Raw genomic sequence first — 14990 nt, forward strand, 5'->3', positions numbered from 1 at the left:
CTTTAGGCCATCACTCAGGCCTGCGCGATCACCAATAGTGTTGGTAGTAGGGACGGTAATAGGCCCGCGGCCGATAGTAGCCATAGCTGTAATAAGGACGGGGACGATAGTAGGGACGGTAGCCGTAGCCGTAACCCGCTCCGTAACCGCCGCCATAATAGGCCGGCGCATACCCGTAGCCGTAGCCCGGCCCTGGATACCCATAGCCACCGTAATACGGCCCGCCGCCGTAATAACCATGGGGCCCGCCGCTGGCGATGGCGCTCCCGATGATCGCGCCGGCCGCAAGGCCGCCAAAGCCCCATCCCCAGCCGCGCCAATAGACCGGCGTGACATCATCCCCGGCCGCGGCCTTCATGGTCGCAACATGGGTCGGTAGCGGGGCCGCTGTCGCCTGCCCGGCCTGGCCCGCCACGACCGCAGCCGTGAGCGAGCAGGCAATTGCCGTTGTCCAGATCTTCATCGCCTTTCTCCCTCTGAGGTTTCGTTACGGAAAAGGATCGCAGCGTCATGTTTCAGGCATCCCGGCGTCAAGTCGAATCCTCAAGCTTGCGTGCAGCGCACAAGATGCCTCAGGTGCCCGAAATATGATCCTCCGCGGCGCCGACATGACACCGGGACGACGGCTCCGGAGGGCCTGCGCCCCCGGGGCAAAGCGTTAAGCTTCCCATGCGTTCGCAACCAACAAGCACCTTCCCGATTTACTATTCGTACCGTTACTATCGGTTCCAACGATGCGCGGCCGGGAAGCGTCTCGCGAAGGCCTTGGTATGCGCCTGAGTTCAGGGAGGATGACATGAGTGCTGCCGGAAATGAGCCGCTTGCCCGCCAGGCCCTGGCATTTGTCCTGGCTGGCGGACGCGGCAGCCGGCTGCTGGAATTGACCGACCGGCGCGCCAAGCCCGCGGTCTATTTCGGCGGCAAATCCCGCATCATCGATTTCGCGCTGTCGAACGCGGTCAACTCCGGCATCCGCCGCATCGCGGTCGCCACCCAGTACAAGGCACATAGCCTGATCCGGCATCTTCAGATGGGCTGGAACTTCTTCCGTCCTGAGCGCAACGAGAGCTTTGACATCCTGCCTGCGAGCCAGCGCGTCTCGGAGAACATGTGGTATGTCGGCACGGCGGACGCGATCTACCAGAACATCGACATCATCGAGTCGCACAACGCCCGCTTCATCGTGGTGCTGGCCGGCGATCACGTTTATAAAATGGATTACGAGGTGATGCTGCGACAGCACGTCGACAGCGGCGCCGACGTCACCGTCGGCTGCCTCGAGATGCCGCGCGCGGAATCCTCCGGCTTCGGCATCATGCATGTCGACGAGAACGGCTGGATCCAGCAGTTCCTGGAGAAGCCCAAGGATCCGCCGCCGATGCCGGGCAAGCCTGATGTCTCGCTCGCCAGCATGGGCATCTACGTGTTCGACGCCAAATTCCTGTTCGACCAGCTCAAGCGCGACGCCGAGGATACCAACTCCAGTCACGATTTCGGCAAGGACATCATTCCCTACATCGTCAAGAACGGCCGCGCCATCGCGCATCAGTTCTCGACCTCCTGCGTGCGCTCGGGCAACGACCCCCGCTCCTATTGGCGCGATGCGGGCACGGTGGATGCCTATTGGGCCGCCAATATCGACCTCACCGACGTGGTACCGGAGCTCGACCTGTTCGACCGCGCCTGGCCGATCTGGTCTTATGCGGAGATCACGCCGCCGGCGAAGTTCGTCCATGACGAGGAGACCCGGCGCGGTTCGGCCGTGAGCTCGCTGGTCTCCGGCGGCTGCATCATCTCCGGCGCGGCGCTGCGCCGCTCCCTGCTGTTCACCGGCGTGCGCATCAATTCCTATGCCCATGTCGAGAACGCCGTGATCATGCCTTACGTGAATGTGGGACGCGGAGCTCGGTTGAAGAATGTCGTGATCGATCGCGGCGTCGAGATCCCCGAAGGTCTCGTGGTCGGAGAGGATCCCGAGTTCGACGCAAAGCGCTTCCGCACCACCGAACAGGGCATATCGCTCGTCACCCAATCGATGCTCGACAGGCTCAATACATGACGCCTGTTCGCGTCCTTGCGGTCGCCTCTGAAGTCTACCCCATCGTCAAGACCGGCGGCCTCGCGGACGTTGCCGGAGCGCTGCCGATCGCGCTGAAGGCGCATGGCGTCGAGATGCGCACGCTGATGCCGGGCTATCCGGATGTGATGCGACTGCTGTCGGGCGCGGAAGAGATCCGGCGCTGGCCGGATTATTTCGGCGGGCCCGGGCGACTGCTCGCGGGCTCCCATGACGGGCTCGACCTGTTCGTGCTGGATGTGCCGCATCTCTACGCGCGGCCCGGTAATCCCTACGTCACCGCCGAGGGTGTCGACTGGCCGGACAACGGCGTGCGCTTCGCCGCGCTGGCGCGCATCGCGGCCGACATCGGCCACGGTCTCGTCGCGGCCTTCGTGCCCGATGTCGTGCATGCCCATGACTGGCAGGCCGGGCTGGCGCCGGCCTATCTGCACTACGATGGCGGGGCGCGGCCCGGCACCGTGATGACCATTCACAACATGGCCTATCAAGGCAAGTTCGACCGCACGCTGGCGGCCGCGATCGGCTTGCCCCACGACGCGTCGTTCGACGTCCACGGCCTCGAATATTTCGGTGGCATCAGCTTCTTGAAAGCCGGGCTGCAACTGGCCGATCGCATCACCACGGTGTCGCCGACGTATGCGCAGGAGATCCAGAGCGACGAGGGCGGCATGGGGCTCGGCGGCCTGCTGCGCGAGCGCGCAAGCGTGCTGAGCGGCATCCTCAACGGCATCGACGTCGACGTGTGGAATCCACACACCGATCCGCACATCGCCTACCGCTTCAGCGCCGAGGAGCTGTCGTTTCGCTCGGCCAACAAAGCGGCGCTGCAGCAGCGGTTCGGCCTAGAACCGCGGCCGGATGCGCTGCTGCTCGGCGTTATCAGCCGCCTGTCATGGCAGAAGGGGCTCGATCTGCTGCTGGATTCCATGCCCACCATCCTGGGCGATGGGATGCAATTGGCCCTGCTCGGCAGCGGCGATGCCGAACTGCAGGATCGCTACCAGGCAACTGCGCGCGGACATCAGGGCCGGATCGCGGCCGTGATCGGCTATGACGAGGCGCTCGCGCATCTGATCCAGGCCGGCTCAGACGCCCTGATCGTGCCGTCGCGGTTCGAGCCGTGCGGGCTGACCCAGCTCTGCGCGCTGCGCTACGGCGCCGTTCCGATCGTGTCGCGCGTCGGCGGCCTCGCCGATACCGTGAACGAGACGACCGGCTTCACCTTCGGGCCCGTGACATCGGCCAATCTCTCGGCAGCGCTGGGGCGCGCGAGCTTCACCTTCCATGACAGGGCGGCGTGGCGGCAATTGCAGCTCGCGGGCCTCGCGACCGACGTATCCTGGCGCAACCGGGCCGGCGAGTACGCGGCACTCTATCGCGGCCTGATGGCATCCCGCTTGCGCGGTGCGTAGGGCGGATTAGCCGAAGGCGTAGTCCGCCGCCTTTGGTGCGGCCCGATGGCGGATTACGCTTCGCTAATCCGCCCTACGAATTCATCACCCGAACACATACGACGCCATCGCCACATTCGCGACCTCGTCGACGAAGACGCGCTTGCCGACGTCGTTGCCGGCCGCGCCCGCCGCGACCATCAGCGGCAGCAGATGGTCCTCTCGCGGATGGGCGAGGCGCGCACTCGGCGCGTTCTCCCAGTCGACCAGCATCGCATTGCGACGCGCCGCATCCGGATTGCCGATCGCCTCGTTCAGATAGGCCTCGAAATCGTATGAGACGGGCTTGGACTCCGCGCGGCCAAAACCGCGCATGTTGTGATAGGTGAGGCCGCTGCCGACGATCAGAATGCCTTCGTCGCGCAGCGAGGCGATCGCCTGCCCGACCTTGACGTGCTCGGCCGCGTCATAGCTCGACTTCAGCGACAGCAGCACAATCGGCATGTCGGCGTTGGGATACATCAGGCCGAGCGGCACGAACGTGCCATGGTCAAAACCCTGATTGGGATCTTCCCGGCAATCCAGGCCCGCGCGCGTGAGCAGCGTCCTCACCTCCGCAGCCAGCTCGGGCTGGCCCGGCGCCGGATATGTGATGTGGTAGGTATGCTCGGGGAAACCGTAATAGTCGTACACCATCGGCGGATGCGCCGAAGTCGACACGGTGAAGGCGTCGGCCTCCCAATGGCCCGTGATGACGAGCACGGCCTTGGGCTTTGCGGGCAGAAGCTGCGGCAGCCGACCGAACTCTGCGGCCGTCTTTGCATACTGCACCCGCCGGTCCTCCATGAAGGGCCAGGGGCCGCCGCCGTGGGACAGGAACAGGGTCGGAAATCGCGTCATTTGTGCCAGCTCGTTTCGTGGACGACATGCGCGTGTAGCAGTCGCGCAATCGGCGGCGAGCATAGGCAAACCCGTATGGTTAGCAAGTCGTTAACGATTTGCCGCCCACAATCCGGCGTGGCCGAAGGAATCGGCCTGAAGACAAGCGAGACGTGAGATGAAGAAGTTTGCGCTGGGGGACGTCGTCAACAGTGACAAGGGCCGCCGCGGCGTCGTTCGCGCCGCCTATCGGTCGAAGGAAGGCCAGCAGTTCTATGCCGTCGAGAAGGACGGCGCGATGGACTATCTGGAAGAAGACCGGCTGAGCCCGGCGCCGCGCGTCGAGCTCGCGGCTTAACTCCAACTCATTTTCCGTTTTCGCGCGCGAGCCGGTCCAGACGCTCCACCCAGGGGTCGTCGCCGCTCATGATGCGATCATTCGTGATCAGCAGCAGATGATCGCGGTCCGCGACCGCGTCCCAGTGCGGCAGCTCCGCGCCGTTCGGGTCGCCGCTCCTGGCAAAGTTGATCCAGTAAGCCCGCATGCGGTTTGCGACCTCGCGGTCCCGTCGCGAGAAGATGCCCGCACCGGGCACGCCCTCCGCGCCGAAGATGAACTGCAGCTCGCGCCCGTGGCCTTCGTCGGGATTGCTGCGCCGGGCTTCCGGCACGTAGGCAAAGCGATAGCGGAAGGTCGGTGCGCCGGTCGCGGCATGAAGCCGGGCGAGCATGCGCACCGGCTCGGAGAAGACCTTGTCGGTGTAGAAGCTCGCCGCAACGTCCGACGGCCTCGCGGCACCCGGATAGAGCTTGCGCAGCGCGTCGATGCTCTCGCCCGAAGCGGACAACATCTCCTTGACCTCGAGCTCGCTGTCGAAACGGGTCTCGTCGTCATTCGACCCGATGATCAGGGGAATGCGGCTCTCATGTGCCGCTGCAAATCCCGCGGCGACGTCTTCCGTCACCAGCTGCCCGTCCATCGCCGGCGCAAAGCTGCGCGGCGCTTTGTCCAGCAGACGTTTTTCCGTGGCAAGCAGACGTGCCGGTTCGACGGCACGCAGATCCGCCCCGTGCCCGAGCGCTGCAACAAATTGCCGGCCTGCGGCCTCGGCCTCCTGCGACGAAGGCAGGCGTGCGCGGCCGGGCACCGATTGCAGGATGGCCTTTTGGAAGAGATCGCGGGACTGGGCGCACAGCATCAGCAGCGCGATCGACGTGGCACCGGCGCCGTTGCCGAACAGCGTGACGTTGTTCGCATCGCCGCCGAAGGCCGCGATGTTGTCGTGCACCCAGCGCAGCGCCGTGACCTGGTCCATCAGGCCGAAATTACCGGAGCCGCCGTCCGACAGCGCGGGATGCGTCAGCCAGCCGAGCGCGCCGAGACGATAATTCACGGTGACGATGATGAGCCCGGCCTGCGCAAACAATGAGCCGTCGAACAGCGGATCACTGGCGGTGCCCACGAAAAAATCGCCGCCATGAATGAACACCATCACCGGCAGCGGCCCGTCGACGCCGAAGGGACGAAACACGTTGAGCGTCAGGCAATCCTCGCGCCCGGCCGGCAGCGATGGCTGGAGACAGGGCGCGCCATAATCGTAGGCCGTGCTCATCTCCGAACTCTCGGGCAATGCCTGCGGCGGACGCCAGCGCAGGCTGCCGACCGGCGGCGCTGCATAAGCAAGGCCCTTGAATGAGGCCACCTCGCCTTTGACGGCGCCGAGCATCTGGCCTTCGCGCGTCAACGCAAATGGAAATTGCCCAACCGGCTGGGCCACGGCCGCGCCGGCAGAGAGCAATGCAAAGGCTGCAATGAGCGCAAGCAGGGACCGCATCTTCGGGGGATCTCGATGCGCGAAAATGTTGCCCGTCAGGTTACGTCCGCGGCCCGCTGTGAGGCAAGCGTTGCGACGTTCTTACCTCGCCCCGCTTACGGGGAGAGGTCGGATCGCTCTTGCGATCCGGGTGAGGGGGTACAGGCCCATCGGCAATCTCATCTGTGGAGAGAGGCCCCTCACCCCAACCCTCTCAGCGCGAGCGAAGCTCGTCGCGCCCCCGCATCCGCCTTCGCCCGAAGGCGGGCTTCGTCGGACAAGAGCGCGGGGCGAGGGAGCGCACCTTCGGCGCGGCAAGCGACCGGCTTGATCGCAGCCGCTACCCGCCCTTGGCAATGATCTCCGCCAGCGCACGTCGTGCGATGATGCCGAGCTCGCCGAGCGTGGAGTGGCCGGATTGCGCCGCCTCGATCAGGCGCTCGGCGATGAACCTGCGGCTGTCATGACCGCCGCCATGCGGCAATTGGCGGCACGTCTCCTCCAGGACGACGTCCATGTTGGCTTTGGTGCGCTCACTCAACTCTGTCATGACGCCCGGTCGGTACGCGTGGCTTGTAGCCGCAAGCATACACAGACGGATCATGCATGATTAGCCCGGGTAATCACGGCCATTGTGCATCGCGATGCGTGCATTGAAGCAGGGTTCGCGCCGCCACGATGACGCCGCAACGACTACCGAAGATTGCACTTGCTCTGATGACAAGCCGGGCCTGCAGGACTAGCCTGCCGGCAAAACAAAATACACGGGAGGAATACCATGCCGGACGCAATGGTCGCCGCACGTGAGTCCAAGGCGGCGAGTGGAACAGCCCAACAGGTCGATGTTGCCGTGGTCGGCGCCGGATTTGCCGGCCTCTATCTTCTTCATCGCCTGCGCAAGGCCGGCCTCTCGGCCGTCGGTCTCGACGAAGCCGGCGACGTCGGCGGCACCTGGTACTGGAACCGCTATCCCGGCGCGCGCTGCGATATCCAAACCATCGACTACAGCTACACGTTCGATCCGGAGCTCGACAAGGTCTGGACCTGGTCGGAAAAATACGCGGCCCAGCCCGAGATCCTGCGCTATCTCGGCTTCGTCGCCGACCGCTACGATCTGCGCCGCGACTTCCGCTTCAAGACCAAGGTCACCGAAGCCAGATGGGACGCGAAGGCCGAGCGCTGGCAGCTCAGCACCGACAACGGCGCGCCAGTCTCCTGCCGCCATTACATCATGGCCACCGGCTGCCTCTCCGCGCCCAAACCGCCGGAGATCGACGGCGTCAAGGACTTCAAGGGCCAGGTCTACTTCACCGGACGCTGGCCGCATGACGGCGTCAATCTCGCCGGCAAGCGCGTCGCCGTGATCGGCACGGGATCGTCGGCGATCCAGTCGATCCCGTTGATCGCCGAGCAGGCCGCGCACCTCACCGTGTTCCAGCGCACGCCGAATTTCGCGCTGCCTGCGCATAACGGCCCCTCGCCGGCCGATCGCAGGGACTTCTTCCAGAGCGACCGCGCGGCCTATCGCGAGCAGGCGCGCCAGTCGATGACCGGCGTTCCCTATCCGCAGCAAACCGTCGTGAGCTGGCAATTGAGCGATGCCGAACGTCGTGAGCGGTTTGAACGTGCCTGGGCAGCCGGCGATCTCGTCCACATCCTGACGCAGCTCTGGGCCGATCAGGGCGTCGACGTCGACGGCAACAAGATCGTCCAGGACCTGATCCGCGAGAAGATCTCGGCGGCCGTGAAGGATCCGGAGACGGCCGCGGCGCTGATGCCGCACGATCATCCCTTTGGCGCCAAGCGTCCCTGCCTCGATACCAACTACTACGCGACCTACAACCGGCCGAACGTCACGCTGGTCAATCTGCGCCAAGAGCCGATCAAGGCGATCACCGCAGGCGGCATCACCACCGGCAAGCGCAGCTTCGACGTCGAAATCATCGTGTTCGCGACCGGCTTCGACGCCATGACCGGCGCGATCCGCGCCGTGCATCCGATCACGGGGCGCAACGGCAAGTCGCTCACCGATGTCTGGGCGCAGGGACCGCAGAGCTATCTCGGTCTCACGGTCGAGGGCTTCCCGAACTTCTTCATGATCACGGGACCCGGCAGCCCGTCGGTGCTGTCGAACATGGCGGTGTCGATCGAGCAGCATGTCGACTGGGTCGTCGATCGCCTCGCCGCATTGCGCGACGCCGGCTTCACCACGATCGAGCCGACCGAGACGGCGCAGGCCGGCTGGGGCCGGCACATGACCGACTGCTCGATGGTGACGCTGCACCGGCTCGCCAACACCTGGTACACGGGCGCCAACGTGCCCGGCAAGGTGCAGGGCCTGATGCCCTATACCGGCGGCGTAGGTCCCTATCGCAGCATCTGCGACGAGGTCACGAGCCGCGGCATGCTCGGCTTCAAGCTCACCGGTCCCAACGTCGCCGCGCAATGCAATGACGGCGAGGTGGTGAAGCTGCAGCCGGACGTGCGGCTGGTGCTGAACCTGCTGGCGTCGCTGAACCTGCCGCCGATCGAGTCGATGGGCGCGATCGGCGCGCGCGCCTTCGTCAATGAGTTCAACAAGGGCCGGCCGGCGGGACGGCTGATCGGCGAAATCGTCGACGGCACCCTGCCCGGCGCCGATGGCCCGCTGCCTTATCGCGTCTACAAGCCGGCCACACCGGGCCCGCATCAGGTCGTCGTTTATTTCCACGGCGGCGGCTGGGTGCTCGGCGACGAGCAGTCGGACGAACCGTTCTGCCGCGACATGGTGCGGCGAACCGGCATGACCTTTGTCAGCGTCGGCTATCGCCACGCGCCGGAGCACCGCTTCCCCACCGCGGCCGAAGACGGCTATGCGGCGACGCGCTGGATCTCGGAGCATCTGGCCGAGCTCGGCGGTAAGCCGGGCCCGGTGCTGGTGGCAGGCTGGAGCGCCGGCGGCAACATCGCCGCCGTCTCCTGCCAGCTCGCGCGCGACCGCGGCGGGCCGGAGATCGCGGGCCAGCTGCTGGTGTGTCCGGTCACCGACTGCAGCTTCGACCGGCCCTCCTACAACGACAATGCGACCGGCTACTTCCTGACGCGGTCGCTGATGTACTGGTTCTGGGACCTCTACTGCTCGCCGGCCGACCGCACCGATCCGCGCGTCTCGCCGCTGCGCGGCAAGGTCGCCGGCCTGCCGCCGGCCTTCGTCGTCACCTGCGAGTTCGATCCGCTGCGCGACGAGGGTGTCGCCTATGCGGACGCGATGGCGGCCGCCGGCGTCCCGGTCGAGCAGCTCAAGGCGCACGGCCATTTCCACTCGTCCTTTGCGATGGTCGATGTGGTGATCACCGGCGTCTCCGGCCGGGTGCAGATGGCCGAAGCCTTGCGGCGCTTCGCCGGGCTTCCGCCGGAGGTCAGCCGCGGCGACGACACCGGTCAGGGCCATGCGAGCCCAGGGCACAGAATCGCTGCAGCCGCGAGTTGAGACGCCATCGGCCGGGAACCTTTTCCCGGCCACTGCGTTATCGGCGCGTGGCATTGAGATGCAGCGATGCGTATGGGCCCTGGCACGCCGATGAGTGTGTTGGGGCCCTGTTTGCGTGAGGCGAGGACGATGGGTGGCGTATCAGTTGATTCAAAGGTCGATTTCAGTGCGCTCGCGGTGCTGCACAAATGGCCCTCGCTCGGAAACCAGCGCCGGCCGGACCGGGTATCCTATCAGGTGAGCGAAGGCACGCTCGACGAGTGCATCTCGGCCTTCATGGAGAAGCCCGCGCCGACCCGGCATCTCTATGACATCCACACGGCGCCGCAGCCGCCGCTGGTCACGGACATCCTCTCGCCGGAGCACGTCCTGGAGCTGTCGCGGCTGCGGGAATTTCTCTGACCGCACGAACATTCCAATACCGCACGCTCACGACAAGCGTCCCGCTGGCGTCCTGTGATTTCCGCAGGAACCTTCTTCCGGTTTTTCCCGTTAACCGGGATCGGAAGCCAAAAGCGTGAGTGTCTGAGATGCTTGAAGCTGGCGTGAAATCCCCGGACGTGCCCTATGGCGCTGACCAGACCTTGTTCGTGGTGATCGATCGCCTCGACAAGGCGACCGAGATCCGCATCGAGCGGAGCGATCTCGAAGCCACCATCGGCGAACTCGTCGCCGGCTGCTTCAACGACCCGATCAAGGTGATCTCGTTCAACACGCTCGAGCACTGGATGAAGGATATCTCGACCGAAATCGCCGATGAGATCCAGGCCCGCTGCGATATCGACGGCGTGACGCTGCCCGATTATCTCAGCGATTTCGTCGAGAGCCATAGCTAGCGCGCCCTGTCGTCTCGCGCGATCATCGCAGCCAACAAAAAGCGCCGCTTCCGCGGCGCTTTTCGTGTGTCGGCATCACAACCCTAGTGGTGCCAGAAGATTGCCAGCAGCAGAATGACCGGCAGCGGCACGCCAAGCAACCAGAGCAGTGCACCTCGTCCAAAGCCCATGACTTCCTCCTCCATGTCTGTGCTGACATGACGCCGGACAGGAGAAGAAGTTCCGCGGTTTGCGGCGAGGGCAAATGCGTTCAGAGCATGGATCTAAACGGCGTCAGGCGCGCCGGCGGCCGGCGATGACTTCGATCTCGCGGCGGCGGTCGCCGGCGAAGGTCAGGAGCTTTTCGATCGTCAGCGTATCCGTGATCCGTTTGGCAAGTCGCTCGGCGCGCGCAGCCTGATCTTCGAGATACTGGATCGTGTTCAAGCGCCGTCTCCACCAAAGCCCCGAATTGCCGGGCGCCCATGGTGCGGGAGAGCAGCTAACAGCCGGTTAAGCGCGGCGTATCCGGATCATGCTCTATTGCACGACGTCGAGCCGGACATTGGCGAGACCCTTGTCGACCATGCCGAGCGCCTCGGCGGCGGACGGCGAGATGTCGACCACGCGGCCGCGGACGAACGGCCCGCGGTCGTTGACACGGACAGTCACGAAGCGGCCGGAGGAGACATCGGTGACGCGCAACTTGGTGCCGAACGGCAGCGTCGGATGGGCCGCGGTCAATTCGTTCTTGTCGAACTTCTCGCCGCTCGCGGTCTCCGTATCCGAATAGAAGCTCGCAACGCCATGCGACGACGTCTGCCTCGCGCTCGCGACGTCATGAGACCGATGCGGCCGGTAGATCGGACGCGGATGCAGCGCCGCGACCCGGTGCGGACGCTCGATCGCGGTCTGCCTTGTGGTGGGAGCGAGATCGGCCCTCTGCCGGCCGGCCGGTGATTGCGCGCACGCCGCGAGCGAGGCGGCGCCGATGATCGCGAGCAGCAACCGGCTCGAGGTTGCCAGCGAAATTCGGGCAGTTTCGGCACTTGCAATGCATGACATGATGCGCCCTCCGAACAACCCTGAGTTTCGGTGGGCAATGAGGGCAGAACCTTGGCTGAACAAAAGCGGCCTTGCGGCCACCATCGTTTCGCGCCGGCTGTGATGATTCCACCACAGTTGTCCTGAATCGGTACAGATGAGCGGGGAACTAGTTCGATAGGACGCGCCAGACGATCGGGTGCGTCTCCGGCCGCGCCTCGCCGCGCTCGACCTCGCCGGTGACGAGCCGCATCAGTTCACGCCGATAGAGCAGCCGCCAGCCGGTTTTCAGGCTGGCGAGAAAGTCGAGCTCCCGTTGCGTCAGCATGCACATCATGAACCCGGTCAGCTTGCGAGGGCCGCGCCGAATTCCGGGCCCGCGGCCGGCTACCTAACGTAATGTTACATACCGTAGCGATCGCTGCGGCCACGCGCAAGCCGCGATTGACGCGACCGCGCCGGCGTCCCGGCGCGCCGCTAGAAATTCGGCCCCAACGCGATCTTGGTGATCGTTCCGTTCCTGATGCCGATGCGCCATTCCGCCGAGCCATTGGCGAATTGGGCGACATAGATGTCGCTGTCGAGCGCGGTGACGCCGCGGAACGAGACCGCGCGCAACGCCCCGAGCCGCGCCACGATGGCCTGGTCGAACGGAAGCTGCGCACGCGTGATGTTGGCGACCTCGGTCGTCATGTGGTCGTAGTCCGGCTGCCCCTTGCCGATGCCCTCGATATATTGCCGCAGCATCGCCTCGCCATTGGCGATCGGGACGGCGCGACGCGATGCGCGGCCCGGCCGCGCCAGGACGTTCGAGGCCTCGACATTGTGGAAGCGCGTCTGCCGGCCCGGCACCACGATCTCCATGCACTTGCCCGACTTGTCGGCAATGACCCATGGATTGTTCACGGTGGTCAGCGCGACCCAGGTCATGTCCGACCTGACGACGCTCTGCGCCTTGCGCTCGCCGTCCGCACCGAGATTGAAGACCTGAATATCGTCCTCCGTCTCGTTGTAGAGCATGATCCTGATCGGCGAGGTGCCGGCGCGGCCGCGCACATTCGCTTCCTCGGAACAGGAGACGATACCGCCGAGCTCGTCATTGCCGTCAGGCCGGAAGATCACGTCGCCCGCCTTGCCGTCGGGCTCGAGCATCACGCGGAATTCCGCCGTGCCGTTCGCGAACTTGGCGCCATAGATGTCGTAGCCGCCGGGCCCGACGCCGCGGAAGAAGATCGACTCGACCGCACCGAGCGCCGCGAAGGTCGCGCGCAATTCGTCGAGCCGACGATGGATGCTGGCGGCGAGCGGCGCGCTCATCCGATCGTAGTTCGGCGTGCCGGCGCGCACATCCTCGATCCCCCTGAGGATCACTTCCTTGCTGCCTGCAGCCGGAATCTGCTCCCTGAACCTGTCAGGCACTTCCGCGAGGCGGCGCGCGAACTCGGCCTCGATCGCCTGGGCCTGCGCCGCATCGATCCGCTGCGCGAGGCGGGCGCCGGAGGTGGCGTTCTGGACCAGCACACGCGCCACGTTGGCCGCGTCATCGCGCAGGAAGATCAGGAGATGATCGCCGTGGAGCGAAAAGGCATCGGCGCCTTCGGCGAGAATCTTCGATCGACCCTGCCCGGTCTCCTGCACCTGCAGCAGATCGCCATCGCGCCGCACGGTGAGCACGCGGTTCGGCGCGACCTTGTACCAGCCGACATAGTGATCGAGCGACACCGGATCGGTCGCCGGCGCCGGCATCTCCGCAACGCGAACGGCGCGCACGTCGCGGCCGTTCATGCGCAGCGTCAACTCGGACGAGCGGCGCTCCGCGTCGATCGGGAACGTAATCTCGCCGAACGTCGCCGCATAGGACGCCGTGCCGTCGCTGGCGACGGTCAGGCGCAGCCTGCGTTGCCCGGTGAGCTGCCCGTAGATGTCGTCGCCCTCGCGGAAGACGGCGAACACCGAGGCCGGGCCCATCGCGTAGAAATTGACGAACGGACGGTAATGCTGCGCCGGCACATCACCGAGATCCGCGCCGGCGGGCACGGGATCCGGCGTGCGATAGGCGATCATGCCGGCCGACACGATCACCACCGGCACGATCGCGGCCGCGATCCAAAGCCGCTTGCGCCAACCGACCGCCACGGGCAGCGCGGCGGCTGCGATGATGCGCTCGATCCGCGCCCGCACGGTCGACACCTGCGCCATCGCAAGCTCCATCGGCCGCGGCTTCACGGAGGAAGCGACGTCGAGCAGGATTTCCGCGTAGGACAGCCGGTCGTCGATCATCTCGATCGCCCGGGCATCGCTGATGATCTCGGCAAGCTCGGCAAGCCGCGCCAGCTGCCACCATGAGAACGGGCTGAACCAGAACACCGCGCGATTGAGCGAGGCGAGCAGGAGGACATAGAAATCGCCATTGGCGACATGCGCGCCCTCATGGGCGAGCACCGCGAGGCGCTTCTTCGCGTCCCAGCTGAAAAACTGCGGCGGCACCAGGATGGTCGAGCCGAAGGTGACGGGGCCGCCGACGTCGCGGCTGACGCGCACATCGGCATCGATCATCTCGCGGCTTTTCACCGGCTTCGCCGCGCGCGCCATGCGCCAGGTCAGGCAGAGGCCGATGGCCAGCCGCAGCAGCAGCAGGCCGGCGACGCAGGCATAGGCGGTGGTGGCGACCATCCACCAATCGATCGCGATACCCCGCTTCACCATCGGCGCGATGGCCCCAGCGGGCGCGATCGGCAGGGTCGGCTGCGGCCGCTCCAGCATCGCGAAGTCGGTCGGCCAGGTGTCGTCCGGCACCGGCATGGACAAGGGCATCCGGTCGATGGTGAGCGTCGGCCAGTGCATCACGAACGGCATCGCCAGCGATGCCAGCAGCACGACCACCCACGCCGTCATGTGGACGTGCGGATTGCGGACACGAAACAGGATGAGACCGATCCAGACGACGCCTCCCAGCGCGAAGGAGCGTAACGCCGCCTCAGCCAGAGCCGCGATCATTCTTTCTTCACTCCCCTCGCCTTCTTCGCCTTGGCCACCTGGTCGGCCAGCGCACGCAATTGTTGCTGGTCGAGCATCGCATTGTCCACCATGCCGACGAGGACCTCCTCCATCGAGCCGTTGCAGAACCAGTCGACGATCCGCTGCACCGCCTTGGCCGCAACGCGGGCCCGCTCTTCGGCGGCGTGGTAGACATAGGTGCGCCCGTCCACGGTGTGGCGAGCATAGCCCTTTTCCTCCAGCCGGCGCAGCACCGTCCGCACCGTCGATTCCTTCAAGCGTCGCGATAGCCGCTCGCGCACGATTTCGGCCGTGACCGGCCCATGGGCCCATACCAATTGCATGACCTCGTGCTCGAGATCGCCCAGGTCGGGCAAACGATCGTCCATGGTGGCTTACCTAGCGGCTTGAGTTTCTTGTAATGCTACGCAGCGTCGCACATATGGCGACAGCAAACAATTGCGATTCCGGCGGAACCGGGATCGTCAACGAGGCTGTCGC

Annotated in this window: 15 protein-coding genes; 6 read left to right on the forward strand and 9 right to left on the reverse strand. The window is 65.5% G+C overall.

Annotation, left to right across the window (positions count from 1 at the left end):
* Nucleotides 1–28: 28 nt before the first annotated feature.
* Complete coding sequence (locus NLM32_RS34935) at nt 29–463, reverse strand: hypothetical protein (protein ID WP_254133249.1); 435 nt, start codon at nt 461–463, stop codon at nt 29–31.
* A gap of 333 nt (nt 464–796) precedes the next feature.
* On the opposite strand from NLM32_RS34935, the gene glgC reads away from it, so the two are divergent.
* Entirely contained in the window at nt 797–2059 is a 1263-nt protein-coding gene (gene glgC, locus NLM32_RS34940) for a glucose-1-phosphate adenylyltransferase (RefSeq protein ID WP_254133250.1), read from the forward strand.
* On the forward strand, nt 2056–3492 hold the full coding sequence (gene glgA, locus NLM32_RS34945) for a glycogen synthase GlgA (protein ID WP_254133251.1): 1437 nt from the start codon (nt 2056–2058) through the stop codon (nt 3490–3492). Before glgC ends, glgA begins: the two co-directional genes overlap by 4 nt.
* 84 nt (nt 3493–3576) lie before the next feature.
* Here glgA and NLM32_RS34950 read toward each other — a convergent pair whose 3' ends face one another.
* Nucleotides 3577–4371 carry a class III extradiol ring-cleavage dioxygenase gene (locus NLM32_RS34950; RefSeq protein ID WP_254133252.1) on the reverse strand — a complete coding sequence of 265 codons (795 nt, stop codon included), beginning with the start codon at nt 4369–4371 and terminating at the stop codon, nt 3577–3579.
* 157 nt (nt 4372–4528) lie between these two features.
* On the opposite strand from NLM32_RS34950, the gene NLM32_RS34955 reads away from it, so the two are divergent.
* Entirely contained in the window at nt 4529–4708 is a 180-nt protein-coding gene (locus NLM32_RS34955) for a hypothetical protein (RefSeq protein WP_027519499.1), read from the forward strand.
* 7 nt (nt 4709–4715) lie between these two features.
* Here the strand turns inward: NLM32_RS34955 and NLM32_RS34960 are convergent, their stop codons facing one another.
* Both NLM32_RS34960 and NLM32_RS34965 read right to left on the reverse strand, forming a co-directional pair.
* The gene (locus NLM32_RS34960; protein WP_254133253.1) at nt 4716–6185 is read right to left on the reverse strand and encodes a carboxylesterase/lipase family protein; all 1470 of its coding nucleotides are present in this window, start codon (nt 6183–6185) and stop codon (nt 4716–4718) included.
* 319 nt (nt 6186–6504) lie between these two features.
* The gene (locus NLM32_RS34965; protein ID WP_309143731.1) at nt 6505–6753 is read right to left on the reverse strand and encodes a hypothetical protein; all 249 of its coding nucleotides are present in this window, start codon (nt 6751–6753) and stop codon (nt 6505–6507) included.
* Nucleotides 6754–6942: 189 nt separating this feature from the next.
* Here NLM32_RS34965 and NLM32_RS34970 point away from each other — a divergent pair, with 189 nt between their 5' ends.
* The 3 genes from NLM32_RS34970 to NLM32_RS34980 all read left to right on the forward strand — a co-directional run bounded on the left by NLM32_RS34970 (nt 6943) and on the right by NLM32_RS34980 (nt 10469).
* Nucleotides 6943–9633, forward strand: coding sequence for an alpha/beta hydrolase fold domain-containing protein (locus tag NLM32_RS34970; RefSeq protein WP_254133255.1), 2691 nt, complete (start codon nt 6943–6945; stop codon nt 9631–9633).
* 129 nt (nt 9634–9762) lie between these two features.
* On the forward strand, nt 9763–10035 hold the full coding sequence (locus NLM32_RS34975; RefSeq protein WP_254133256.1) for a hypothetical protein: 273 nt from the start codon (nt 9763–9765) through the stop codon (nt 10033–10035).
* Nucleotides 10036–10163: 128 nt separating this feature from the next.
* Nucleotides 10164–10469, forward strand: a complete 306-nt coding sequence (locus NLM32_RS34980) for a hypothetical protein (protein WP_254133257.1) — start codon at nt 10164–10166, stop codon at nt 10467–10469.
* Between the two features lie 273 nt (nt 10470–10742).
* Here NLM32_RS34980 and NLM32_RS34985 read toward each other — a convergent pair whose 3' ends face one another.
* The 5 genes from NLM32_RS34985 to NLM32_RS35005 form a co-directional block, all read right to left on the reverse strand.
* On the reverse strand, nt 10743–10895 hold the full coding sequence (locus NLM32_RS34985; RefSeq protein ID WP_254133258.1) for a hypothetical protein: 153 nt from the start codon (nt 10893–10895) through the stop codon (nt 10743–10745).
* 93 nt (nt 10896–10988) lie between these two features.
* On the reverse strand, nt 10989–11513 hold the full coding sequence (locus NLM32_RS34990) for a septal ring lytic transglycosylase RlpA family protein (RefSeq protein ID WP_254133259.1): 525 nt from the start codon (nt 11511–11513) through the stop codon (nt 10989–10991).
* A gap of 148 nt (nt 11514–11661) precedes the next feature.
* Nucleotides 11662–11820 carry a hypothetical protein gene (locus tag NLM32_RS34995; RefSeq protein ID WP_254133260.1) on the reverse strand — a complete coding sequence of 53 codons (159 nt, stop codon included), beginning with the start codon at nt 11818–11820 and terminating at the stop codon, nt 11662–11664.
* A gap of 149 nt (nt 11821–11969) precedes the next feature.
* Entirely contained in the window at nt 11970–14489 is a 2520-nt protein-coding gene (locus tag NLM32_RS35000; protein ID WP_254133261.1) for a M56 family metallopeptidase, read from the reverse strand.
* Nucleotides 14486–14878 carry a BlaI/MecI/CopY family transcriptional regulator gene (locus NLM32_RS35005; protein WP_148753097.1) on the reverse strand — a complete coding sequence of 131 codons (393 nt, stop codon included), beginning with the start codon at nt 14876–14878 and terminating at the stop codon, nt 14486–14488. Before NLM32_RS35005 ends, NLM32_RS35000 begins: the two co-directional genes overlap by 4 nt.
* Nucleotides 14879–14990: the final 112 nt, after the last annotated feature.

Source organism: Bradyrhizobium sp. CCGUVB14, from assembly GCF_024199935.1.
Taxonomy (GTDB): domain Bacteria; phylum Pseudomonadota; class Alphaproteobacteria; order Rhizobiales; family Xanthobacteraceae; genus Bradyrhizobium.

Excerpts from the sequence above, each read along its gene's own strand:
- NLM32_RS34990 (WP_254133259.1), bottom strand. The coding sequence starts at position 11,513 with ATGTCATGCATTGCAAGTGCCGAAACTGCCCGAATTTCGCTGGCAACC.
- NLM32_RS34975 (WP_254133256.1), top strand. The coding sequence starts at position 9,763 with ATGGGTGGCGTATCAGTTGATTCAAAGGTCGATTTCAGTGCGCTCGCG.
- NLM32_RS34955 (WP_027519499.1), top strand. The coding sequence starts at position 4,529 with ATGAAGAAGTTTGCGCTGGGGGACGTCGTCAACAGTGACAAGGGCCGC.
- NLM32_RS34965 (WP_309143731.1), bottom strand. The coding sequence starts at position 6,753 with ATGCTTGCGGCTACAAGCCACGCGTACCGACCGGGCGTCATGACAGAG.
- NLM32_RS34935 (WP_254133249.1), bottom strand. The coding sequence starts at position 463 with ATGAAGATCTGGACAACGGCAATTGCCTGCTCGCTCACGGCTGCGGTC.
- NLM32_RS35005 (WP_148753097.1), bottom strand. The coding sequence starts at position 14,878 with ATGGACGATCGTTTGCCCGACCTGGGCGATCTCGAGCACGAGGTCATG.
- NLM32_RS34980 (WP_254133257.1), top strand. The coding sequence starts at position 10,164 with ATGCTTGAAGCTGGCGTGAAATCCCCGGACGTGCCCTATGGCGCTGAC.
- NLM32_RS34950 (WP_254133252.1), bottom strand. The coding sequence starts at position 4,371 with ATGACGCGATTTCCGACCCTGTTCCTGTCCCACGGCGGCGGCCCCTGG.
- glgC (WP_254133250.1), top strand. The coding sequence starts at position 797 with ATGAGTGCTGCCGGAAATGAGCCGCTTGCCCGCCAGGCCCTGGCATTT.
- NLM32_RS34960 (WP_254133253.1), bottom strand. The coding sequence starts at position 6,185 with ATGCGGTCCCTGCTTGCGCTCATTGCAGCCTTTGCATTGCTCTCTGCC.
- glgA (WP_254133251.1), top strand. The coding sequence starts at position 2,056 with ATGACGCCTGTTCGCGTCCTTGCGGTCGCCTCTGAAGTCTACCCCATC.
- NLM32_RS34970 (WP_254133255.1), top strand. The coding sequence starts at position 6,943 with ATGCCGGACGCAATGGTCGCCGCACGTGAGTCCAAGGCGGCGAGTGGA.
- NLM32_RS34995 (WP_254133260.1), bottom strand. The coding sequence starts at position 11,820 with ATGCTGACGCAACGGGAGCTCGACTTTCTCGCCAGCCTGAAAACCGGC.
- NLM32_RS35000 (WP_254133261.1), bottom strand. The coding sequence starts at position 14,489 with ATGATCGCGGCTCTGGCTGAGGCGGCGTTACGCTCCTTCGCGCTGGGA.